The 22,890-nt window shown below is 68.2% G+C and carries 24 protein-coding genes; 19 read left to right on the top strand and 5 right to left on the bottom strand.

Annotated features, from left to right (window positions below):
- Positions 1-3: 3 nt before the first annotated feature.
- Complete coding sequence (locus AB0L91_RS20580; RefSeq protein ID WP_357346801.1) at positions 4-1,356, bottom strand: cytochrome P450; 1,353 nt, start codon at positions 1,354-1,356, stop codon at positions 4-6.
- Positions 1,357-1,462: 106 nt separating this feature from the next.
- Entirely contained in the window at positions 1,463-2,062 is a 600-nt protein-coding gene (locus tag AB0L91_RS20575; protein WP_365012090.1) for a TetR/AcrR family transcriptional regulator, read from the bottom strand.
- Positions 2,063-2,196: 134 nt separating this feature from the next.
- Here AB0L91_RS20575 and AB0L91_RS20570 point away from each other — a divergent pair, with 134 nt between their 5' ends.
- From AB0L91_RS20570 to AB0L91_RS20495, 16 genes are all read left to right on the top strand, one after another.
- A complete protein-coding gene (locus tag AB0L91_RS20570) occupies positions 2,197-3,666 on the top strand; it encodes an aldehyde dehydrogenase (RefSeq protein WP_357346803.1) in 1,470 nt (489 codons plus the stop codon).
- A 54-nt stretch (positions 3,667-3,720) separates the two neighbouring features.
- Complete coding sequence (locus AB0L91_RS20565) at positions 3,721-4,470, top strand: SDR family oxidoreductase (RefSeq protein ID WP_365012089.1); 750 nt, start codon at positions 3,721-3,723, stop codon at positions 4,468-4,470.
- A complete protein-coding gene (locus AB0L91_RS20560) occupies positions 4,467-5,354 on the top strand; it encodes an NAD(P)-dependent oxidoreductase (protein WP_365012088.1) in 888 nt (295 codons plus the stop codon). The genes AB0L91_RS20565 and AB0L91_RS20560 overlap by 4 nt, the downstream gene beginning before the upstream one ends.
- A complete protein-coding gene (locus AB0L91_RS20555) occupies positions 5,351-5,737 on the top strand; it encodes a carboxymuconolactone decarboxylase family protein (RefSeq protein ID WP_357346806.1) in 387 nt (128 codons plus the stop codon). The genes AB0L91_RS20560 and AB0L91_RS20555 overlap by 4 nt, the downstream gene beginning before the upstream one ends.
- A complete protein-coding gene (locus tag AB0L91_RS20550; RefSeq protein ID WP_365012087.1) occupies positions 5,734-7,233 on the top strand; it encodes an FAD-dependent oxidoreductase in 1,500 nt (499 codons plus the stop codon). Before AB0L91_RS20555 ends, AB0L91_RS20550 begins: the two co-directional genes overlap by 4 nt.
- The gene (locus AB0L91_RS20545; RefSeq protein ID WP_365012085.1) at positions 7,218-8,072 is read left to right on the top strand and encodes an LLM class F420-dependent oxidoreductase; all 855 of its coding nucleotides are present in this window, start codon (positions 7,218-7,220) and stop codon (positions 8,070-8,072) included. Before AB0L91_RS20550 ends, AB0L91_RS20545 begins: the two co-directional genes overlap by 16 nt.
- Positions 8,073-8,292: 220 nt before the next feature.
- Positions 8,293-9,144 carry an ABC transporter permease gene (locus tag AB0L91_RS20540; protein ID WP_365012083.1) on the top strand — a complete coding sequence of 284 codons (852 nt, stop codon included), beginning with the start codon at positions 8,293-8,295 and terminating at the stop codon, positions 9,142-9,144.
- Positions 9,144-10,007, top strand: a complete 864-nt coding sequence (locus AB0L91_RS20535; protein WP_365012081.1) for an ABC transporter permease — start codon at positions 9,144-9,146, stop codon at positions 10,005-10,007. Before AB0L91_RS20540 ends, AB0L91_RS20535 begins: the two co-directional genes overlap by 1 nt.
- A 109-nt stretch (positions 10,008-10,116) precedes the next feature.
- Positions 10,117-11,073 carry a hypothetical protein gene (locus AB0L91_RS20530; protein ID WP_365012079.1) on the top strand — a complete coding sequence of 319 codons (957 nt, stop codon included), beginning with the start codon at positions 10,117-10,119 and terminating at the stop codon, positions 11,071-11,073.
- On the top strand, positions 11,070-12,068 hold the full coding sequence (locus AB0L91_RS20525; RefSeq protein WP_365012078.1) for an MlaD family protein: 999 nt from the start codon (positions 11,070-11,072) through the stop codon (positions 12,066-12,068). Before AB0L91_RS20530 ends, AB0L91_RS20525 begins: the two co-directional genes overlap by 4 nt.
- Positions 12,065-13,072 carry an MlaD family protein gene (locus tag AB0L91_RS20520; protein ID WP_357347542.1) on the top strand — a complete coding sequence of 336 codons (1,008 nt, stop codon included), beginning with the start codon at positions 12,065-12,067 and terminating at the stop codon, positions 13,070-13,072. The genes AB0L91_RS20525 and AB0L91_RS20520 overlap by 4 nt, the downstream gene beginning before the upstream one ends.
- A complete protein-coding gene (locus tag AB0L91_RS20515; RefSeq protein WP_365012076.1) occupies positions 13,072-14,175 on the top strand; it encodes an MlaD family protein in 1,104 nt (367 codons plus the stop codon). The genes AB0L91_RS20520 and AB0L91_RS20515 overlap by 1 nt, the downstream gene beginning before the upstream one ends.
- Before the next feature lie 26 nt (positions 14,176-14,201).
- Positions 14,202-15,260 carry an MlaD family protein gene (locus AB0L91_RS20510; RefSeq protein WP_365012074.1) on the top strand — a complete coding sequence of 353 codons (1,059 nt, stop codon included), beginning with the start codon at positions 14,202-14,204 and terminating at the stop codon, positions 15,258-15,260.
- Positions 15,257-16,213 (top strand): MlaD family protein, encoded by a 957-nt coding sequence (locus AB0L91_RS20505; protein ID WP_357346815.1) that lies wholly within the window; start codon positions 15,257-15,259, stop codon positions 16,211-16,213. The genes AB0L91_RS20510 and AB0L91_RS20505 overlap by 4 nt, the downstream gene beginning before the upstream one ends.
- A 205-nt stretch (positions 16,214-16,418) precedes the next feature.
- The gene (locus tag AB0L91_RS20500) at positions 16,419-16,892 is read left to right on the top strand and encodes a hypothetical protein (protein ID WP_365012072.1); all 474 of its coding nucleotides are present in this window, start codon (positions 16,419-16,421) and stop codon (positions 16,890-16,892) included.
- Positions 16,893-16,990: 98 nt separating this feature from the next.
- Complete coding sequence (locus AB0L91_RS20495) at positions 16,991-18,532, top strand: aldehyde dehydrogenase family protein (RefSeq protein WP_365012071.1); 1,542 nt, start codon at positions 16,991-16,993, stop codon at positions 18,530-18,532.
- A gap of 92 nt (positions 18,533-18,624) precedes the next feature.
- Here AB0L91_RS20495 and AB0L91_RS20490 read toward each other — a convergent pair whose 3' ends face one another.
- Positions 18,625-19,281 carry a cyclase family protein gene (locus AB0L91_RS20490; protein ID WP_365012070.1) on the bottom strand — a complete coding sequence of 219 codons (657 nt, stop codon included), beginning with the start codon at positions 19,279-19,281 and terminating at the stop codon, positions 18,625-18,627.
- Positions 19,282-19,409: 128 nt separating this feature from the next.
- Here AB0L91_RS20490 and AB0L91_RS20485 point away from each other — a divergent pair, with 128 nt between their 5' ends.
- On the top strand, positions 19,410-19,556 hold the full coding sequence (locus tag AB0L91_RS20485; RefSeq protein WP_365012068.1) for a hypothetical protein: 147 nt from the start codon (positions 19,410-19,412) through the stop codon (positions 19,554-19,556).
- A 27-nt stretch (positions 19,557-19,583) separates the two neighbouring features.
- Here AB0L91_RS20485 and AB0L91_RS20480 read toward each other — a convergent pair whose 3' ends face one another.
- Both AB0L91_RS20480 and AB0L91_RS20475 read right to left on the bottom strand, forming a co-directional pair.
- Positions 19,584-20,681 (bottom strand): diacylglycerol kinase, encoded by a 1,098-nt coding sequence (locus AB0L91_RS20480; protein WP_365012067.1) that lies wholly within the window; start codon positions 20,679-20,681, stop codon positions 19,584-19,586.
- Between the two features lie 10 nt (positions 20,682-20,691).
- Positions 20,692-21,483, bottom strand: coding sequence for an SDR family oxidoreductase (locus AB0L91_RS20475; RefSeq protein ID WP_365012065.1), 792 nt, complete (start codon positions 21,481-21,483; stop codon positions 20,692-20,694).
- Between the two features lie 90 nt (positions 21,484-21,573).
- On the opposite strand from AB0L91_RS20475, the gene AB0L91_RS20470 reads away from it, so the two are divergent.
- Both AB0L91_RS20470 and AB0L91_RS20465 read left to right on the top strand, forming a co-directional pair.
- The gene (locus AB0L91_RS20470) at positions 21,574-22,452 is read left to right on the top strand and encodes a helix-turn-helix domain-containing protein (protein WP_365012063.1); all 879 of its coding nucleotides are present in this window, start codon (positions 21,574-21,576) and stop codon (positions 22,450-22,452) included.
- A gap of 109 nt (positions 22,453-22,561) precedes the next feature.
- On the top strand, positions 22,562-22,876 hold the full coding sequence (locus AB0L91_RS20465; protein WP_365012061.1) for a hypothetical protein: 315 nt from the start codon (positions 22,562-22,564) through the stop codon (positions 22,874-22,876).
- Positions 22,877-22,890 lie beyond the last annotated feature (14 nt).

The raw sequence follows: 22,890 nt of genomic DNA, 5'->3' as shown, positions 1-22,890 counted from the left end.
GGGTCACCGCTGCCGACGGCGGTAGCGGACGCGGCAGGGCTGTTGCAGCTGGACCACCATCTTGGAATGGTCGTTGCGGTAGGTGTCCGACGGCTGGGCCAGCTCGAACTCCCAGTCCCGCAGCAGGATCGAGAAGATGGCCTTGAGCTGCATGAGCGCGAACGGTGCGCCGACACAGCGATGACGGCCCGCGCCGAAGGGGATCCACGTCCAGCGATTGACGATGTCCTCCTGCCGCGGATCGAGGTAGCGGCCCGGATCGAAGGTGTCGGGGTTCGGGAAGTCCTCCGGAATCCGGTTGGAGATCGCCGGCGTGGCGGCCACCATGTCGCCCGGCGCGATCCGCTGGCCGCACACCTCGAACTCGTCGCGGGCGATGCGCATCAGCACGATCAGCGGAGGATGCAGGCGCAGCGCCTCTTTGAGGGCCGATTCCAGGTTCGGGATCTGGCGCAGCGCGTTGTGGCTCACCTCCGAGCCATCGGCGTACAACTCGTCGAGTTCGGTGACGACGGTCGCCAGTGTCTGCGGGTTGCGCAGCAGCTCGATGATCGTCCAGGCCGCGGTGCCCGAGGTGGTGTGATGGCCGGCGAACATCATGGAGATGAAGATGCCGGTGATCTCGCTGGCGGAGAACCTCGCGATGCCGTTCTCGTCCTTCACCGAGATGAGGACGTCGAGCATGTCCCGGTCGTCCTTGCCGGTGGGCGGGTTCGCTTCGCGCTGGTCCATGATCGCCTGCACGAGCTCGACGAGCTTGACCCGGGCCTCGTCGCGGCGGCGGAAGCTGTCGATCGGCGCGTAGGGATCGACGTAGGCCAGGGCGTCGGTGCCCTGTTCCAGTTCGTGGTACAGGTGCGCGAAGCGGCCATCGAGCTGGTTGCGGAACTTCACCCCGATCAGGCAGGACGAGGAGGTGTAGATGGTCAGCTCGGCGAAGAACTCGAGCAGGTCGATCTCGCCCTCGTCGTCCCATTGGGCGAGCATGGCGTCCACCTCGCGGGCGATGGTGACGGCGTGTCCGCGCATGTGATCCGCGCGCAGCGCCTGATTGTGCAGCATCTCTTTGCGACGCTCGGGCGGCGCGTCGAAGACGACGCCTTCGCCGAAGATCGGCTTCATGAACGGGTAGGCCGCACCCTGGTCGAGGTCTTCGTCGCTGGCGCGGAAGAAGAACTCGTTGGCCTCGGCGCCGGAAAGAAGGATGACGTCACGTCCGGCGAGCTCGAATGTTCCGACGTCGCCGCATTCGGCGCGCACCCGCTGCATGAGCGCGATGGGATCGGTGCGGAATTCCTCGAGGTGCCCGTGCTCGTCCTCGCCTCCGGACACTCGCTGCGGCTTGATCAGCGTCATTGACAATCCTTCCCGAGAGACATGTCCAGACAAGTGATGGACATGTGTCTGGACGGTACTATGATTGCACTGGTTCGACAAGGCCTCAACGGCCCGCCGGTGACGTTCAGTCCGTGGTGCCCGGCTCGGCGAGCAGGCGCCGCGCCGAGGCCTCCAGCAGCTCGGCCACCTCGGGGTAGGACAGCAGCCCCATGCCGGCTTGCAGCAGGGCGCCCGAGTAGAGCAGTTCGAGCATCGAGACGCGCTCGGTGTCCTTGCGGTCGACGCCGAGCGCGGCGGCGAGCCGGCCGCGGATCTCCCAGCCGATGCGAACCCGCAGGTGTCCCACGTCGGGGTCGTCGCCGAGTAGGGCGTTCCCGACGGCGCTGGCCAGGGATGGCTCGTCGGCGACCAGCATCGACACCTGGCGAAGGACGGTGACGACGCGGGTGGTCGGATCCGGATCGCTCGACTCCATGGCGGGGCTGGCGATCAGTCGTCGCCAGAACACCTCCGAGATGAGGTGCTCCTTGGAGGAGAAGTAGGTATAGGCGGTGGCGGTGCCGACACCCGCGGCGGCGGCGATCAGCCGGACCGTCGTCCCGGAATAGCCCTCGCGCGCCAAGACCTCGACCGTCGCGGTGGTCAGGCGGTCGACGGTATCGGCCTGCTTTTCGGTGAGCCGCCGCCGAGTTGCTTCAATACCGGTAGATACGAGTTCGGACATGTGTCTGGACGGTATCATCAATGATTGTTCAGTGCAATTACCGGCCGAGTGTCGCCATCTCGTCGCGGCCTTGCGCCCAGCAGTCGATGTGAACTATGGTCCGAACACCTGTCCAGACATGTATCGGAGATTCTATGAACGGCCTCGTTCCTCCTGATGGCACGCCGCTGCTGATCGGCGGAAAGCTCGTCCCCGGCGGGGCGGGGGTGTTCGCGACGATCAATCCCGCGACCGAAGAAGTCCTCGGGCACGCCGCCAATGCCTCCGCCGACGACATGGACGCCGCCATCGGTGCCGCGCGCACCGCCTTCGACGAGACCGAGTGGTCGCGCGATCCCGCGCTGCGCGCGCACTGCCTGCGTCAGCTGCGCGATGTCCTGCGCGACAACATCGAGGAACTGCGCGCGATCACCGTCGCCGAGGTGGGCGCGCCCGTCATGCTCACCAGCGGCCCGCAGCTGGAGGGTCCCATCGCGGATCTGTCGTTCTCCGCCGACCTCGCCGAAAACTATGTGTGGCAGACCGATCTCGGTGTCGCGGAGCAGATGGGGATCTCGAGCAGGCGGGTGATCCGGCGGGAGGCGGTCGGCGTCGTCGGCGCCATCACGCCGTGGAACTTCCCGCACCAGATCAACCTGGCGAAGATCGGGCCCGCGCTGGCCGCCGGAAACACGGTGGTGCTCAAGCCGGCTCCCGACACTCCGTGGTGCGCGGCGGTCCTGGGTCCGCTCATCGCCGAGCACACCGATTTCCCCGCCGGGGTGCTCAATATCGTCACCTCCGACGATCACGCCCTGGGCGCCCGGCTGGTCGAGGATCCGCGGGTGGACATGATCACCTTCACCGGGTCGACCCAGACCGGCCGCTCGGTGATGGCGAGTGCGTCGGCCACCCTCAAGCGAACCTTCCTCGAGCTGGGTGGAAAATCGGCCGCCATCGTGCTCGACGACGCGGATATCGCCACGGCGGCGAGCTACACGGCCTTCTCGGTCGCGGTGCACGCCGGCCAGGGCTGCGCGCTGACCACCCGCTTGCTGGTGCCCCGCGCCGCCTACGACGCGGCCGTTGACGCCGCGGCCAAGGCGCTGTCGGGTCTGCGGGCCGGCGATCCGACGAGCCCGGGAACCGTGTGCGGGCCGGTGATCTCGGCTCGGCAGCGCGACCGGGTGGAGCACTATCTCGACATCGCGCGCGCCGAAGGGGGGCGCATCGTGGTGGGCGGCGGCAGGCCCGCGGACAAAGACCACGGCTACTTCATCGAGCCGACGCTGATCGCCGGACTCGACAACACCGCCACCGTCGCCCGGGAGGAGATCTTCGGCCCGGTGCTCGTGGTCATCGCGCACGACGGTGACGCCGACGCGATCCGGCTGGCCAACGATTCACCCTTCGGCCTGTCCGGTGCGGTGTGGGGCACCGATCCCGACCGCGTCGAGCGGGTGGTCGCGGGCGTGCGCACCGGGACGCTGAGCGTGAACGGCGGGCTCTGGTACCACCCCGACGCGCCTTTCGGCGGCTACAAGCAATCCGGCATCGGCCGGGAGATGGGTGTCGCGGGTTTCGAGGAATACCTCGAAACCAAAGTGGTCGCCACCCCCGCCTGAATTCCACACCCGTCCGAATTCACTGTCACCCCAGCATGAGGAGCTGAACACACCATGGCACGTTTCACTGGCCGGACCGCGATCGTCACCGGCGCGGCCCAGGGCATCGGCGCGGAATACGCCGCAGCACTCGGCGCCGAGGGCGCCAACGTCGTCGTCGCCGATCTCAATGTCGAGCGCGGCGAGGAGGTCGCCAAGCAGATCAGCGCCGACGGCGGCACCGCGGTCTTCCACCGGGTCGATGTGTCCGATCCCGAATCCGCCACCGCGCTCGCGGAATTCACCGTCGCCGAGTTCGGGGCCGTCAACCACCTGGTCAACAACGCCGCCATCTACGGCGAGATGAAGCTGGACCTGTTGCTCACCGTCCCGTGGGACTACTACAAGAAGTTCATGGGCGTGAACCTCGACGGCGCGCTCAATGTGACCCGTGCGGTCTGGCAGCCGATGACCGCGGCCGGTGGCGGGTCCATCGTCAACCAATCCTCCACGGCCGCCTGGCTGTATTCCGGGTTCTACGGGCTGGCCAAGGTCGGGATCAACGGTCTCACCCAGCAGCTGGCGACCGAGCTCGGCGGCTCGAAGATCCGGGTGAACGCCATCGCGCCCGGACCGATCGACACCGAGGCCACCCAGACCGTCACGCCCGGAAACATGGTCAAGGATATGGTCTCGCGCATCCCGATCAAGCGGATGGGCACCCCGCAGGATCTCGTCGGCGCGTGCCTGTATCTGCTGTCCGACGACGCGAGCTGGGTCACCGGCCAGATCCTCAATGTCGACGGCGGGCAGATCATCCGATGACGACCGAATCCGGCCATCTCCCGGTGGGATTCATCGGGCTGGGCAATATGGGCGCCCCGATGGCGAAGCGGCTGCTGGCCTGGCCGGGCGGGCTCACGGTCTGCGATGTGCGTCCCGCGGCGACGCTGCCGTTCACCGAGCAGGGCGCGGCCTCGGCCGCCGACCCGGCCGCGCTGGCGGCGGCGGCACGGGTGATCTGTGTGACCGTCCTCGACGACGCGCAGGTCATCGATGTCATCACCGGGCCGGCCGGCCTGCTGAGCACCGCCGCGGCGGGCACCGTCATCGCCGTGCACTCGACGATCAGCGACCGGACCGCGGAGCAGCTCGCCGCGGTCTGCGCTGAGCGCGGGGTGGAATTCGTCGACGCGCCGGTCAGCGGCGGTGCGGGTGCGGCCAAGCGCGGCAGCCTGGCCGTCATGGTCGGGGGCAGCGACGCCGCGGTGGACAGCATCCGGGCACCGTTCGGCTGCTTCTCGGACCTGATCGTGCACGCCGGACCGGTCGGCGCCGGCACGCGCATGAAACTGGCCCGCAACCTGCTGCACTTCGTCGCGTTCACCGCCGCCACCGAGGCCCAGCGACTGGCCGAGAGTGCCGGATTGAGCATCGCCGACCTGGGCAAGGTGGTGCGTCATTCGGACGCGATCACCGGCGGGCCGGGCTCGATCATGCTGCGCGAGACCACCCGCGCGGTCGACCCCGACGACTTCTGGTTCCCCATACTCGGCCACGTCCGCGACCTCGGCGAGAAGGATCTCGCGCTGGCGGTGGAACTGGGCGAGCGACTCGACGTGCCGCTCCCGCTGGCCCAGTTGGCCGCCACGCGGCTGGCCGACGGGCTCGGTGTCGGAAAACAGCTGCTAGGCAAGGAGACCGCATGACCACCAATGGACAGCCGGACAGCGACAGCCGCCGGCAACGGGGACTGGCGAAAATGAGCGAGGTGTACGGCTGGGATTTCGCCGACGGCCCCGGTGACCTCTTCGCTATCACCGCCGACCACCTGTTCGCCGAGATCTGGTCGCGGCCGGGACTGACGATCCGTGACCGGCGGCTGCTGTTGCTCGGGGCGCTCAGTGCCCAAGGGCTTTTCGATGTCGCCGAGATCCAGCTGGGCGCGGCACTGCGCAACGACGAACTCGACGAAGCGCAGTTGCGCGAGATCGCGGTGTTCCTGACCCATTACATCGGCTGGGCGCCGGGCATGAAGCTCGACAACGCCGTCGGCACCGTGGTGTCCCAGCATCGCCGCAAGCAGTCATGAGCGGCGTACAGCCCCACCGGGCAGTCGAGATCGACGAGTGGGATGCCCAGGCCGACGTCGTCATCGCCGGCTACGGGATCGCCGGTGTCTGCGCGGCGATCGAAGCGGCGCGCTCCGGCGCCGATGTCCTGATCCTGGAACGCACCGGCGGCTGGGGTGGGGCCGCGGCCTTGGCCGGCGGCTTCGTCTACCTCGGTGGCGGCACCCCGTTGCAGCAGGCGCTCGGCTTCGACGACGACGCGGCGAACATGGAGAAATTCCTGCTGGCCGCCGTCGGGCCGAGTGCCGATCCGGTCAAGATCGCCGACTACTGCGCGGGCAGCGTCGGTCACTATCACTGGCTCGTCGACTGCGGAGTCCGGTTCAAGGAGGAGTTCTGGGGCGAGCCGGGCTGGGAACCGCCGCACGACGAGGGCCTGATGTACTCCGGCGGCGAGAACGCGGCACCGTTCAACACGATCGCGACGCCCGCGCCGCGTGGTCACGTTCCGCAGATGCAGAACAAGCGCACGGGGGAGAAGGGCGGCGGCTACATGCTGATGAAGCCGCTGGTCGAGACCGCCGAAAAGCTCGGTGTTCGAGTGGAATTCGATACCCGGATCCAGCGGCTGATCGTCGAGGAGGGCGGCCGGGTGGTCGGCGTGCTCGCCCGCCGGTACGGCAAGGACCTCGCTGTCGCCGCGCGCACCGGGGTCGTCCTGGCCACCGGCAGTTTCGCCTACAACCAGGAGATGGTGGCCGAGTACGCCCCGCGCCTGCTCGGCCGTCCGGCCGCCGCGATCGAGGAGCACGACGGCATCGGCATCCAGGTCGCGCAGGAGCTCGGCGCGCAGGTGGAAGCCATGGACGCCACCGAGGTCGCCTTCTTCGGTGATCCGCAGATGCTCGCTCGCGGTGTGGTTGTCAACGGGCGGGGACAGCGATACATCGCCGAGGACACCTACCCCGGTCGCATCGGCCAGGCCACCTTGATCGAGCAGGACAACCAGGCCTTCCTGATCATCGACGAACAAGCCCACGAGGCGGCCCTGGCGACCGTGACGGCCACGCCGTTCTTCCGTCAGCAGCCCACCTGGGTCGCGGAGTCCATCGCCGAACTCGAAAGCGAGATCGGATTGCCCGCGGGCTCGCTGCAGGAGTCGGTGTCCTCCTACAACGAGCATGCGGCACGAGGGGCGGATCCGTTGCTGGGCAAGAAGCCCGAATGGCTCGAGCCGATCGGTTCCCCGGTGGCCGCCTTCGACATGCGCGGGTTCACCGCCGGTTTCCCGCTCGGCGGACTGCGGACCGACCTCGACGCACGGGTGCTGGACACCGCGGGCGTCCCGATCCCTGGCCTCTACGCCGCGGGCCGGTGCACCGCGGGCATCTGTACCGGCGGCTATGCCAGTGGCGCGTCACTGGGTGACGGCAGCTTCTACGGGCGTCGAGCCGGCCGCTCGGCCGCGCGCGAGCAGACAACGAAAGAGACAGAGCGCCCATGCGATTCGGATTAGTACTGTTCACCAGCGATCGTGGCATCACGCCGGCGGCCGCCGCGAAGGCCGCCGAGGAACGCGGCTTCCGGTCGTTCTTCGTGCCGGAACACACCCACATACCGGTCAAACGCGAAGCCGCGCATCCCTCGACCGGTGATGCCTCCCTGCCCGACGACCGCTACACCCGCACCCTGGATCCGTGGGTATCACTGTCCATGGCGGCGGCGGTGACCGAGCACATCGAACTGTCCACCGCCGTCGCCCTGCCGGTCGAGCACGACCCGATCACCCTGGCCAAGACGCTGGCGACGCTCGACCATCTCTCCGGTGGGCGCGTCACCCTCGGTGCCGGATTCGGTTGGAACACCGACGAACTCACCGATCACGGGGTGCCGCCGAACAAGCGCCGCACCGTGCTGCGCGAGTACGTCGAGGCCATGCGGGAACTGTGGACTCACGAGGAAGCGAGCTACCAGGGCGAGTATGTGAGCTTCGGTCCCAGCTGGGCCTGGCCCAAGCCGGTGCAGCCGCACATTCCGGTGCTGATCGGCGCGGCGGGCACCGAGAAGACCTTCCGGTGGATCGCGCGCACCGGCGACGGCTGGATCACCACGCCGACCGAAACCGACATCTCGGTCAGGCTCGCGATGCTGCACAAGATCTGGGCCGAAGCCGGTCGGGCCGATCGTCCCCGCGTGGTCGCGCTGGATTTCAAGCCGGATCCCGACAAGCTCGCGCGGTGGGCCGCTGAGGGCGTCACCGATGTCCTCTACGGCGTGCCGGACCGGTCCGCCGACGAGGTACTGGCCTACCTGGACCGGCTCAGCGCCAGATTGGCCGCGGTGGAGCTTCCCTAGCCCCGACGACGAGGGGGCGCGAGACGAGTCTCGCGCCCCCTCGTCGTTGTCGGGAGCTGCTCGGCATTCGCGCTGGTCGACGCGGTCGATCGGCGGGTTCCGACGAGCTGACAGTAATCTGCTCACCAATCTGGATTTGTGTCTGGAATGTGGTCCACATCATATGGTAGTGTCGCGGCATGGCACACGAATCATTCGACTTCAGAATGCGTGTCGCGCGATGACGATGAACACCGAAGTCGATGAGGTGTCGATTCCGACGCCGGCGGCGGTGATTCGCAAGAATTTCGCCGACACCGTTTTATCGAGTGTGGCCACACTGGGGCGGGCGCTGCGAATGGGTGCGCAGGCTGTCGCCGTCGGGGTCTCCGATATCTTTCGATTGCGCGTGCAGGTCGACGAAACCCTGCGGCAAGCATGGTTTCTCATCAAAGTCACCGCGGTGCCCAGTATTTTGATGGCGATTCCGTTCGGCGTCATCGTCTCCGCGCAGGTCGGCAATATCGTTTCCCAGCTCGGCGCTGATTCGATGATCGGTGCGGCCGGTGGGCTCGGCGTCATCAAGCAGGGGGCTCCGATGGCCACGGCGATGCTGCTCGGCGGCGCCGGTGCCGCTGCTATCGCGGCCGATCTGGGTGCCCGTACTGTCCGCGAAGAGGTCGACGCGCTGCGTGTGATGGGTGTCGATCCGGTGCAGCGCCTCGTTGTTCCGCGGATCGCGGCGATGATGCTCGTCGCTCCGCTGCTCAACATCCTGATCATCTTCGTCGGCATCGCCTCGGGCTTCGTGGCCGCGGTGACCGCGATGGATGTGACACCGGGTAGCTACTGGCAGTCCTTCGGTTCTTTCACCACGCCGGCCGATGTCTGGGTCTCGCTGATCAAGGCGACTCTGTTCGGTTTCCTGGTGGTCGTCATCGCCTGTCAGCGGGGGCTGGAGGCCAACGGGGGACCGCGTGGCGTCGCGGACGGGGTCAATGCCGCCGTGGTGATGTCCATTGCTGCCGTCGTCGTCCTCAATACCGCGATCACCCAGGTGGTAACGATGTTCCTGCCGGTCAGGATGGCGTGATGGCGGCCGCGCCCTACCGGCCGCCGGTGCTTCGCTGGACGGGATGGCTGCAGCGCCGGTTCCCGCCACTGCGGCCGGTCGATTCGCTCGGATTCGTTCTCGGGTTCTGCTGGCAGGTGATCTCGACGGTGCCCTACACGCTGATGCGCTACCGGCGCCAGACGGTCGCCGTCATCACCGATATGACCTGGGGCCGTGGCTCGATCGTCGTCGGCGGCGGGGTCGTGCCGTTGATGTTGCTGATGGGTGCGGCGATGGGTGCCTCGATCGGTATCGAGGCGTTCAGCGCGCTGAACCTGTTGTCGCTCGGGCAACTCAGCGGACTCATCTCGGCCTTCGGCGTGACCCGCGAATTGGCGCCGATCGCGGCGGGGGTCGGGTTCGCCGCGCAGGCCGGGTGCCGTATGACCGCCGAAATCGGTTCGATGCGAATCTCGGAGGAAATCGATGCCCTGGAATCGCTGGGAATTCGTTCCGTGCCTTTCGTGGTGACGACCCGTGTGATCGCCGGCATCATCGCGGTCGCGCCGGCGTTCGTCGTCGCCTTGATCCTGAGCTATTCTTCCTGCGCATTCATCGTGACGGTTGTGCATGGCACACCCTCGGGAACGTATGACCACTATTTCGATCAGTTCATTCTCACCTGGGATGTCGTTGCCGCGACGATCAAGGTGATGATCTTCGCGATCGCTGTGGTCTTGATCCACTGTTACCAGGGGTATTTCGCGACGGGCGGTCCCGAAGGTGTCGGCATCGGATCGGGCCGGGCCATTCGGGCGAGCCTGGTGTCGATCATCGCCCTGGACATGCTCGCGACAATTCTGCTGTGGGGATTCCGATCTCCCATTACGTTTACGGGGTGACGGCATGCCTGTCTATGGATTGTCTGGATCGGAAGTCGGGCCACTCAAAGCTCGGTTGTTGGGTGTGTGCGCGGTCGCGCTCACACTGATAGCCGCCGGGGTGTGGCGGGTGTTGCCCGATGCGGAGTCGGCCGAGGAGATCGACGTCGTCCTGATCGTCGGTTATGTCGGTGCCGGGATCGGGCCGGGGACCGATGTGCGGCTCGACGGAGTCCGGGTCGGGTCGGTCAGCGGGATCGATGTCGTCGGGCCGGGTCGACGGCAGATCGAGCTGAACCTGGTCCGATCCCAATTGTTCGGTCTGACCAGCGCGCTGTCGATCGACTACGTGCCGGGCAACCTGTTCGGCATCAGCGCACTAGAGGTGCACCCTGACACCGGCGGTGTGATCCTCGCGGACGGGTCGACGGTCGACCTCACCGAGGGCCGGACCGATCGAGTCCGCGACGCCACTCTCGCCTCGCTGCTGAGCTACACCGGTGAGCTGACCGAGGACGTGCTGACGCCTCAGCTCACCGAACTACTGCACACCGTGGCCCGTGACCTGGGCGCGTTCACTCCACTCATGCAAGCGATCGGCACGACGGTGCGTTCCTACACCGAGACCGCGCAGCTCCCGCCGTCGGTGCTGTTCGACCGCTACGGCGCGGCGCTGGCCGGCCTGCCGCCGATGCTGAGCGGCGGTCTGACCGTGCTGCACGCCAGCTACCGCAACGGCTACCTGGCCGAGCAAGAGCATCTCGACAAGTTCGGCTACATGTGGCCGAGCATCCAGAACGAGTTGCTGCCCGCCGTCACCGCCCTGTTCGGCACCGCGCGACCCTACTTCGGCGGATTGCTGCCCATCGTGAGCATGCTGCTCGATCGAGTCTCGGGATCGGTCGGCGATCCGACGGTTTCGGCTACGCAGCTGACCGAACTGATGGATCGGCTCGACCGCGCGTTCCGCGACGGTCCGGACGGGCCGGTGCTCGACGCCCGCGTCGAACTCGACCTCGTCCCCGGGCTGGCGGGTCCGCTGGCGGCGCTGGTCGATCGACTGCCCGCGGGGGGAGGACCGCGATGACAACCCGTGCGCTACTGATCCGGGTCGTGGTCACGGCGGTGTCGATGCTGATAGTCCTGTCGGGGATCTTCACGGTGATCACACGTCCGGTCGAGGGTGACACCGACACCCACACCGCGATGTTCACCGACGCCAACGGCCTGCGGCCGGGTGACGACGTGCGCCTCTACGGCGTCCAGGTCGGCAAGGTCGTCGCTGTCGAGCTCGACGGTGGTCTGGCCCGGGTGCGGTTCACCATCGGGTCCGATCGCCCGCTGTTCGTCAATTCCAAGGTCGCGGTCCGCTATCAGAATCTCACCGGGTTCCGCTATCTGGACGTCGAGCAGCCCGCGCAGCCCGGCGAACAACGCGGCGCGGGATCGACTTTCGGCGTCGATCAGACGGTGCCCGCCTTCGACATCACGACCTTGTTCAAAGGTCTGCAGCCGGTGCTGCGCGAACTCTCACCCGAGGATCTGAACCGTTTCACGACCAGCCTGCTCGCCGTCGTGGAGGGCAACGGCACGGGTATCGGCCCCGCGCTCGGCGCGATCGAGAACCTGAGCCGGTACGCGTCCGACCAGCAGGCGGTGCTGTCGGTGCTGGTGGACAACCTGGCCGAGGTCTCCGATCACATCGGCGGCGATTCGGGAAACGCGATGAAACTGCTGGGCAGCCTGACGGATCTGTTCGCCGTGATCGCCGCCAAGCTGCCCGGACTGGTCGATTTCTCCCAGCAGATCCCCCCGGTGATCCAGCCGCTGCGCAGCATGCTGACCGTGCTCGGCCTCACCGGGCAGGAGGATCGAGATCTCGACGCACTGTTGAAGCAGTCGTTTCCGGACCCGTACGACGCGGTCGCGGTGTTCGAGCGGATGCCCGGGTTGATCGAGTCGATCGCCGCGGCGGTACCGGCGTCCGGTCCGCGGGCGGGCTGCGCTCATGGCGCCGCTCAGGCTCCCGAGCCACTCCATATCCTGCTCGCCGGTCAAAGGATTGTCCTGTGCAACTCATGAACCTGCGCGCGCGGATCTCGGTGCGGCGCACCGGAGTAGCCACCGCACCGAGGAACACCGATCTGCGCTGGGGCCTCGGTGGCCTGTGCGCGGTGGTCGTGCTGGTCGCGGCCGTCGGTGTCGTCTCGCTGACCGGGACCACCAGGGAAAGGACCTACCGCGCGGAGCTGAGCCAGGCCGGGACGATCCGGACCGGCGACGATGTCCGGATCGCGGGCATCCCGGTGGGGAAGGTGAAATCGCTGACGCTGCTGCCGGACCGGGTGCGGATGGAGTTCACCGCCGACTATGACGCCTTCCTCGGCGACCAGACCGTGCTCGACATCCGCATGCTGACCGTTGTCGGCGGCTACTACCTCGCCGTCGAGCCTGCCGGGACCAAGCCTCTCGGAGCCGGCGTCATCCCGCCGGAACGGGTCATCATCCCCTACAACCTCACCCAGGCATTCCAGGACGCGGTCGAGCCGGTCCGCGCGATAGACGGTGCGGTGCTGCGCCAGAACCTGGCCCAGTTGTCGACATCGCTGAACCAGAGCCCGGAATCGATCCGGGCCGTGGTGGGCGCCGCGTCGGACCTGGTCGGGCTGATGGAAAGGCAGAACTCCGAGGTCTCGCGCACGCTGTCGCTGGCCGATGAGTACCTCACGGCGATGCGGGAGAACTCCGCTGTGCTGGCGAAGCTGCTGACCACCTTGGGCACGATGGTGAACATCATCGCCAACCACAAGGTCGTGGTAGCGCAGGCCCTCAACGACCTGGCGGTCGTGCTGTCGGATATCGCGCCCCTGGGGCGGGCCTGGGACAACGGCGTGAAGGAGCGGGCCCGAACGCTCGCCGATGCGATCCCCCCGCTGACGCAGCTCGAGGCCCGGCTGGGCGAACTGCTCGAGGCACTGCGCACCATGCACCGGCAACTGCTGCCGCTCCTGCCCCCCGGCGGTGGGATCACCGTCGACCAGTCCGCCGCGGCCATCTGTGTGCCCGTACCCGGAGGGACCTGCTGATGATGCGACGATTCCTGGGATCACGGGCGGTGATGTCGGTGGCGATGATCGTCGCTGTCGTCGTCGCCGGTGCAACTGTGCTGGCGATCGGTAAACCGGCCCCGGCGACGCGCGACTACTGCGCCGACATGCCCGACGGCATCGGCCTGTATCAGGGCAGCTCCGTCACGGTGCTGGGCGTACCGGTCGGCGAGGTGACCGAGGTCGAACTCGTCGGCACCATCGCGCGTGTGCGGTTCACGGTGCGGGCCGACCGCAGACTGCCGGAGGACGTCGGCGCTGTCACCGTCAGCGACACCTTGATCGCGGACCGGAAGCTGGCGCTGATCGGCGACGAGCCGACGCACGGCGGCTGGAGCCCGGGCCGGTGCATCACCAGAACGCTGACCCCGAAGAGCATGTCGGAAACCTTCGACGCCCTGGCCCAGCTCAGCGACCAGCTCAACGCTGTCGACGACCCGGCGCAGCGCGATGCGCTCGGATCCGGGATCGCGGCGCTGGACCGCGCGACCCACGGCTCCGGCGAGCGGATCAACGCACTCATCAACAGCGCGAGCGCGGCGCTGGCCGCCCCCGACGCCGCCATCGGGCACATCGGGGCGTTGCTGGACGCGGTAGCCGAACTGACCCAGCGGGCCCGCGGCGGCTGGCCGCAGGTACGCGAGACCGTCAGCGGACTGCCGCGGACCTTCAACGACATCAATGTGATCGCGTTCCCGCCGATCATCGACCTCGTGGCCGCGCTGAGCCAGGTGTTACCCCAGATCAACGATGTGATCATGATGTTCGGTTCGCCCGCGTTGCGCGCGCTGGATTCGGCAGCGAGCCTGGCCGACCTGCTGAAGGCGGGCGTCGGATCACTGACCGAGCTCATCGGAATGATCCCGGCGATCGCGACCGGGTTCGCCACGGCCCTCGATCCGGCCACCGGGCGGCCCACGCTCGGCTACGCCGCACCGAAACTCGTCCTGGCGTCACCGGATTCGGGCCAGGTCTGTGCCGCGGTGCAAGCGATCACCGGGCAGGGCTGCCTGACCGCGGACAACGGCGCGCTCACCCTGCCCCCGCTGCCGGTTCTGCTGGCGGGGGTGAGCGCGCGATGACCCTGCTCACCGCTCGATGTCGACGTATGGGCACGACCGTGGCACTCACCGTGGCACTCGCGGTGACCGGCTGCGGATTTCAGCCGGCGGAGATCACGGTGCCGGGTGCCGGCGTCGACGGCCCCACCTACGATCTGCACATCGAGTTCGCCGACGTTCTCAATCTTCCGCCGGGAGCGAAGGTGTTCGCCGACGGCGTCCGGGTGGGCCAGCTGACCGGCCTGCGGCTCGTCGACCCGATCTCGACCGCGCCGACCGAACAGGGCAGGCGCGGGTACGTCGTCGCCGATGTCGCCGTCCGCTCGTCGGTACAGCTGCCCGCGGCGACGACAGCCGCGCTGCGGCAGGAGACACCACTGGGTGACGTGCACATCGCGTTGCGCGTACCGGTGGACTCGACGGCGGCCCCGATGCCGCCGGGCGCCACGATTCCCCTCGCACAGAGCATCCCCTCGGTGCCGATCGAGGACATCTTCGCGGGGCTGGCCACCTTCGTCGGCAGCGGGGCGGTGACCGATATCCAGACCATCGTCACCCAGATGAACGCGATCATGCCCGATGATCCACGCGAGACCGCGCGCATCGCCGAGGTACTCGGCCGCGACCTGGTCGACCTCGGCGGCAATCTGAGCTCCGTGGGTGCCGTGCTCGACGGTCTCGCGGCGACCGGCCATGGCCTGCGCGAGGACGTCCCGGTGTTCGACGACCTGTTGACGCCGTACGGCGTTGCGCACACCGTCGATTCCATCAACGCTCAGATCGGCGTCATCTTCGTCCTCACCGCTCTCGGTCCGGTCGCGCCCAGCCTGAGCTGGCTCGGGCCGGTCGTGCAATCCCTTGATGGCACCACCCGGGCGATCGTGCCCATGCTCTTCGGCAGCCGCCCGCTCGACGCCGACTCGCCCTCGACGATGAAACAGGTCGTCGACCTGATCCAGAACAAGATCATTCCCTTTGCCGATCGGGGCCCGAAAGTGAACGTTGTCGGTGTGACGGTGGGCGCGCCGCAGCCCGCGGCGATCTCGTCGGAAGATCAGACCGCCCGCATTGTCGACACTCTGCGCATGATCGGGGTGCTGCGATGAATATCCGTGCGGCAGTGTCGCTCTCGTCGATTGTCGCGGTGTTGATATTCGGCGTCGGGTACATGGCGTTCGGTGTGCTGCACGTCGATCCCCGGCGCGGCTTCGTCACCGTCGAGATGCGCCTGGACGACTCGGGCGGCTTGGGCGCCCATGCCCCGGTGCTGGTGGCCGGGGTGCAGGTCGGCCGTACCGAGACGGTGACCAAGCAAGCCGGCGGTGTCCTCGTGCGCCTGCGGATCGAGGACCGGTACCGGATTCCGGTGGCCAGCGAGGTGCGGATCGAACAACTCTCGGCGCTGGGTGAGCCCTATGTGCAGTTCTCGCCGGTGCGCGATGCCGCGCCGTATCTCGAGGACGGACAGGTGGTGCCCACCGAGCGGATCCGGATGCCGATGACCATCACCGCGTTGTCGGCGAAACTGGTGCGACTGCTCGAACAGATCGATCCCGCGGTGATCGGGAATCTGGTCGGCACCTTCGATCGCGCGCTGAGCGGAACCGATTCGGCCGTGCACACCCTGCAACGATCGACGTCGCTGTTGGCCGCGACGCTGCTCAGCCGCACCCAGACCGTCCGGCAATTGTTCGACGACCTTCAGGCGCTCGGCGGCGACATCGAATGGCTGGGGCCGTCGCTGGCCGCGGCGGGCCCCGAGTTCGCGGCGTTCGGTACCACGTTGAACCGGATTGTCGAGTCGGGCGCGGCACTCGCGGAAAGCCGTCCGGTCACCGACTATTTCACCGGCGACGGGCTGGTGCCCTTCCTGCGGAACATGACCACCCTCGTCGAGCAGATCGGGCCGACCGCCGCCCAGTTGGGGCCGGTGCTGGAACCGGTCGTCACCGACGCGATGAACCGGACCCCGGCGCTGGACATCAGCGCATTGATCAATCAGGCGCTCCACGGCGTCGATGCCGACGGCACCCTGCAATTCCGAATCGGCGTCAAGTAGCGGATCCACCTCGTAGCCCACCGATTCGGCGGAAGGACAGCACATGACAACGCGGACCGACGAAGTCGGCGACACCGCGACAGCGGAGGTCGACGACACATCCACCGATCAGGCGTCCGCGGCGACGCGCGGATCTCGACTACCCCGGGTGGGTGAGCGGACGGTGTCGCTGTCGGTTACCACGCTCGTAGCCGCGTTCGCGATCGTGGCGCTGCTCGTGTCGACCGCGGTTTTCGCGATGCTCTACCGATCGGCCGACGCCGACCTGGCCGCACGGGAGGCGAAGTCCGTTGACGACCGGCATGCCGAACAGGTCGCGTCGAATTACGCGGTGGGTGCCTCGACGATCGACTACCGCGACACCAGAGCATGGCTGAACCGGCTGAAAGCGGGCACCACCCCCGAACTTGCGGCGAAGTTCGAGGCCACCTCCCCACAACTGGAACAGATTCTGCTGCCGTTGCAGTGGACGTCCACAGCGACGCCGCTGTCGGCGCAGGTGATCTCCGAGGCCGGCGGAATCTACAAGGTGAACGCCTATCTCACGGTGACCTCGACGAGCGCGCAAACCCCGACCGGTGCCCAGACCACCGTGACCTACTCGCTGACGCTGGATCGCAACGCGGACTGGAAGATCACCGATGTCGGTGGTCTGCAGAACGCTTTGCCGACCAAATAGCACCGTGGTCGGCGGCAGTGAACTGGACAATACTCTAGACATTAGTATGGAATGGTGGCCAGAATAGAGCGTGAGTCGCGGCGTTCCAAGGAGAACTGATGGCCATAACCCAACCGCTGCCCGAGACGTCGGACGGACGACGCCGGATCGCACTGGAGAGTCCGATCGATCGGCATCGGGTCGGGGAACTGGTGGTGAGCACCACGGAAGACGTCGAGCGCGCGGTGGCCCGCGCCCGTGCCGCCCAGCCTGTGTGGGCGGCGTTGCCGGTGCGGGAACGGGCGAGGATCGTGCGCGGCGCGCTCGATGTCCTCGTTCGCCGGCGCGAAGAGATCATCGATACAGTCCATGCCGAGACCGGCAAGCCGCGCATCGAGGCGCTGACGATGGAGCTGGTTCCGTCCTGCGACTTCATCAATTACTGGAGCGCGCACGCGGCGCGCGCTCTGAACCCGGAGCGTCGCGGTTTGCACGGATATATCCGGCCGTTCCGGAAACTGTTCGTGCACTACCAGCCGCTCGGTGTGGTCGGTGTGATCACGCCGTGGAACGCGCCGTTCGTCTTGTCGTTGAATCCGGTCGTCCAGGCGTTGCTCGCAGGCAACGCCGTGATTCTCAAACCGTCCGAAGTCGCGCCGTATTCGGGTGCGTGGGTTGTTCGCCTGCTGCGGGAAGCCGGTGTCCCGGAGGACGTCGTCCAGGTCCTGCACGGTGACGGACAGACAGGTGCCGCGCTCGTCGATTCGGGTGTCGACAAGATCTGCTTCACCGGAAGCGTCGCGACGGGGCGCAAGGTCGGCGCGGCGTGCGGCGCGGCGCTGACACCGTGTGCCCTGGAACTGGGTGGCAAGGACGCCATGATCGTCTGCGCGGACGCCGACCTCGAGCGCGCGGCGGCCGGGGCCGTGTACTTGTCGCTGTTCAACTGCGGTCAGGTGTGCCTCAGTGTGGAACGCGTCTACGTGGTGGAAAGCGTTGCCGACGAATTCATCCGGCGGGTGCGGGAGCAGGCTGCGCAGGTGCGGTTCCGTCGTGACCAGGCCGCCGATGTCGGACCGCTGATCTGGGACCGGCAGCTCGAGGTGGTGCGGCGCCATCTCGAGGATGCGCGACTGCGTGGCGCGTCGATCCTGGTCGGCGGTGATCCGGTCGGGGGAGACGGCCTGCATTTCGCACCGACGGTGGTCATCGACGTGACCCACGAGATGGACCTGATGACAGAGGAGACCTTCGGCCCGGTCGTGGCGATAATGCGGGTGCCCGACGAGGACTCGGCGATCGAGCTCGCAAACGACAGTCGCTACGGTCTCAGCGGTTCGATATTCACCGAAGACGGCGCCAAAGCGCGCCGGATCGCGGCGAGGCTCAACACCGGGTCCGTCGTCCACAACGACGCCGCGGTGATCTACGGCGTGCCGGAGGCGCCGTTCGGCGGGCGCAAGAGCAGCGGGCTCGGACACATCAACAACGGCGCGGAGGGGCTGCGTGGCTATACGCATCCCCAACCCGTCCTGGTCGCCCGAGGTGGATCGAAACGGGAAGCGATCTGGTACCCGTATTCCCCGGCGACCGAGCGACAGCTCGCAGCGTTGGTTCGATTCGGCTTCGGAAGTCGTCTCGGCAGATGGCTGCTCTCGTAACCCGGGGCCCGGCCGCCACAACCGGGACATCGCCGCGCCGATCCTGGTGTTCGACGCCGGCGTCGGTAGCGTCTCGGCCGCGTGGCGGGCCGCTACCGGTCGGCTACTCGGGCCACCGCGCGGATCGGGGCACCGTCCGCCCCGCTGAGCCGTAGCGGGAACAGCGAGATCTCGATCGCGGCGCCCGCGGTCCGCGCGGTCAGCAGCCGGTCCAGCCCGGTGAGATTCTCGGCGATGACCGCGTGCGCGCCGCACAGGATCCGGTGCGCCGGGAGGGCGAGATCGTCGGCCTCGGACGGGTCGATGCTGGGAGCGTCGATGCCGACGGTCCGGATTCCTTTGTCCACCAACCACTGTGCGGCATCCGGGTGTAGAGAGGGATGGCCGAGATAGCCGGCGGTGCCCCAGCGGGTCGACCAGCCGGTGACTATCAGCACCACCGCACCCGGGACGGGATCGAGGTCGAACAGTTCGACTCCGATCGCGCCGCGCGCGGGCACGGAACGGGCATCTACGAGGTGCGCGGGCCCGATGAACCGTTCCAGCGGCAGTTCGTCGAGGGTGGGCAGGCGATCGTCGAGGTGAGCCGGTGCGTCGACGTGGGTCCCGGATTGCGATCCGAGGTGCACGCGCAGCACGTTCACCCCGTCGTCGGCGACCCGGAGGGCCGGTTCCAGCAGGACTTCCGGGTCGCCGGGGAACACCGGCATGCCGGTGTGGATCGGCTGGGTCAGGTCGATCAGGCGCACACCCGCAGCTTACGAAGCGGTTCGGCGCCGCGCGGATGCGGCGCGCGCGGCGAATAATCGTTAGCTCTCCACATCATCGCCGGATAGCCTGGTGAGACCACCGAGGAGCTCTGGGGAGGAGCGAAACGATGTGGAACTGGGGAAAATCCATCGCTGAACACGCGGCCGCGGCCGCCTGGACGACCTGGCCGCCCGCCGACATCCGGCCGACCGTCGTGGACCCGCCGGCGTGGGGACGGGAGGCCGGTGTCGCCGGACCGAGCGCGGACGAGTGAACGGCCGACCCTCGGGTCGGCCGTTCTTCACCTGCGCTGTCCGGGCTTACGGCCCGGATCGGCCAGGCCCGCACCGGTGACGAGGGGAAGGTCCAGCGTGGTGCGGATGCCCGGCGGCGCGGCGACGACGGCGGGGATCGCGTTGACCACCCGCATCGCCGTGCCGACGAGACTGGCGTGGTTGTGGTCGCCGTGGTCGCTGAACATGGCCAGATCCAGGGTGTAGTGCGGCTCGCCGGTGATCTCGACGCGGTAGGACCCGCCGGTGCGGGCGGGCTGAGGCCACTCGGGTGCGAGGTCGGCCCGCAGCCGGGTGATGTGCTCGAGCACGGTGACGGGCCGGTCCCCGACCATGCCGCGGACCTCGAATCGCAGGGCCGCCGCGGTACCGGCGGGGATGGTGCCCGACGAGATCTCGAAGGTCTCCGGCGCGGGCAGTCGCTCGTAATGCTCGGTGACGCTGTCGAGTTCGAGGTCCAGACCCGCGGCGAGCTGGCGCACCACGCTGCCCCAGGCCAGCGAGAGCACGCCGGGCTGCAGCAGCAGGGGCGTCTGGTGCATGGGCCTGCCGAAGCCCATGATGTCGAACATGACCGCGGGATTGTCGTAGGTCGAGTAGTCGACGATCTCGAGGCAGCGCACCTGCTCGACGTAGTGGCAGGTGCCCAGCAGGGCCAGCGGCAGCAGGTCGTTGGCGAAACCCGGGTCGATGCCGTTGACGAACAGGCAGGAATTGCCCTGCGCCGCCGCCTGTTCCACCGGGCCGAGCAGATCCGCAGGCAGCACCTGCCACGGGTACTGGAGGAAGACGGGTGCGCTGGCCACCACATTGATCCCGGCGGCGAGCAGCTCGCGCAGGTCGGCCAGCGCCTCCATCAACCGGTTGTCGGTCATGGCGGTGTAGACGACACAGTCGGGCCGCAGCGCCAGGATATCGGCGGTGTCGGCGGTGGCGAGTACGCCGGTGGGCGTGGGTGACCCGGCGAGCTCGGCGGCGTCGCGACCGGCCTTGTCGGGACCGGAGACGCGCACGCCGACCAGATCGAAGCGGGGGTCGGCCAGCACGCCCGCCAGGGCGTGCCGCCCGACATTGCCGGTGCCCCAATGGACTACGCGGTGAACCATGGTGTCGTCCTCACAGATCCGGCAGGGGGATGGTCAGGTTCGGCGCGATGAGCCCGCCGTCGACCTCGAGCACCTTCCCGGTGAGGAAGGCGCCCGCGGGCGAGGCGAGGAACAGCGCGGCCGCGGCGATGTCGGTGGGCTCGCCGAGGCGCCCCAGCGGTGTCGCCTGCTCCATCGCCGTGCGCATCTGGTCGTTGCCCGCGACGATGTCGAGCGCCGAGGTCAGGATCGAGCCGGGGGCGATCGCGTTGACCCGGATCCGGGGGCTGAGATCCATGGCGGCACTGCGGGTGTAGTGCGCCAGGGCGGCTTTGGCGGTGGCGTAGGCGGCGAACGCGCGGCCCGGCAGCCTGCCCATGGTCGAGGTGATGTTGACGATCGATCCGCCGCCCGCGGTCTCGAGCATCTTCGGCACGGCGGCCCGCACCAGGGCGTGCGCCGTTCCGACATTGAAGGCGAAGGCCTCGGTGAGATCGTCGGGGGAGGTGTCGAGCAACGGTCGCGGCAGTGCCCCGCCCACATTGTTGACGACGATGTCCAGACGGCCGAACTGCGCGGTCGCGGCGTCGGCCAGCGCGGTGACGGCGTCCGGGTCGGCCAGGTCGGCGACCACGACGTGCGCGCGCCGACCCGCCGCCTCGACCTGATCGGCGACCCGCCGCAGGTCGGCCTCGGTGCGCGCGGCGATCACCACGTCGGCACCGGCCTCGGCGAATCCGGTTGCGATCGCGGCGCCGAGGCCGCGTCCCGCTCCCGTGACAACGGCTACCCGGTCGTCCAGACGGAACTGGTCGAGGATCATGTGCACCTCTCGTGCGTCGAATATTCGACTAATATGTGGCGAATAGTCGAAGCAGTGTAGGGCGGGTCACATCCGCAGACAAGGGGTGTCATGCCGGAATCCGCGTCGCCGCCGACCCGTCGGGTCATCGAGGTGATGGAACTGCTGACGCGCGGCGACCGGGCGTTGACCGCCTCGGAGATCGCGTCGGCGCTCTCGCTCGCCCGTGCCACGGTCACCGCGGTACTCACCGAACTCACCGACGCCGGATGGGTGCGCCGCGACCGCGACCGGCGCTTCGGTCCCGGCCCCGCGCTCGCCGCGCTGTCCGTCGCCGACCCCGAGATCCCGGCCGCGACGGTGAGCGCCGAGCTACGGGCGATGGCGGTGGCCGCGCAGTGCGGCGTGACGCTGAGCCGCATCGCCGACGGACGGCTCACCGTGGTGGCCAAGGAGTACGCGCAGGGCGCGCGCATCGTGCCGGGACTGGCGGTCGGACAGTCCATTCCGCTGTCCTACCCGGCGGGCGCGGCGGTGATGCCGTGGCGGGGGGACGCCGAACGCCGCGCGTGGTCGGCGGCGGCGACCGGTCCGGCACGGCGGGGCGCGCCCGCGCTGCTGCGGTTCGTCACCACCCACGGCTGCGCGATCTTCGGGCCGGACTCCGCCGACGCGGGTCTGGTGGAGGTGCTCGCGGAGTTGCTCGGCGCGGTCGGCGGCGAGGTGGTCCAGCCGGAACTCCGCGCCCGGGTGCTGCGGCAGCTGGCCCGCCTGACCGCGCGCCCCTACCGGGAAGCCGACCTCGCCGACGAGCACCCGCTGCCCGTCAGCTATCTGTCGGCGCCGGTGCTCACCGGCGCCGGTGCGCCCTACGAGGTCCAGATCGGCCCGCTGCGATCGACGGTGCGCCGGGGCGAGCGCGAGCGGTACGTCGACACGATCCGCGCGGGCGCCGAGGCGCTGTCGGTGGCGCTCGCGCGGCGCGGATGACGGCCGTGCGGGCGTATTCGTGGCGCGGCTGATTACCGTCGTCGATCGTGGCTATGCCCCCTGTGTAGGGCCTTCGCGGCGCACGGATGCGACAGGAACGAGAGTGATCATGGACCTGCGAACGACGATCGTGACGACCGCGCTGATCCTGGCCGCCCTGGGCGGGTCGACGGGATGCGCGGAGCTGGAGAAAGCGGTCAACAAGGGCGGTGAGACCCGGTGCAGTGAGTACCTCGCCCAGAACTCGGCGAAGAAGCACACCACGGTCACGAAGCTGCTCGAGGAAGAGGGCCGCGGGAACGCGGCGGCGGACCAGAACGATGTCGACCTGGCGGTCGCCGCGATCAACCTGATGTGCGGCGGGCAGGCGAATCCGGACACGCCGATCCGGGACGCGGATCTGTCCGGGCTGGTCCCGAAGTGAGGACCGCGCGAACA

It is taken from the genome of Nocardia sp. NPDC051833 (genome assembly GCF_040681225.1).
Taxonomy (GTDB): Bacteria; Actinomycetota; Actinomycetes; order Mycobacteriales; family Mycobacteriaceae; genus Nocardia.
Note: the sequence above shows the minus strand (reverse complement) of the source record. Positions and strands in the feature narration are given on the sequence as shown.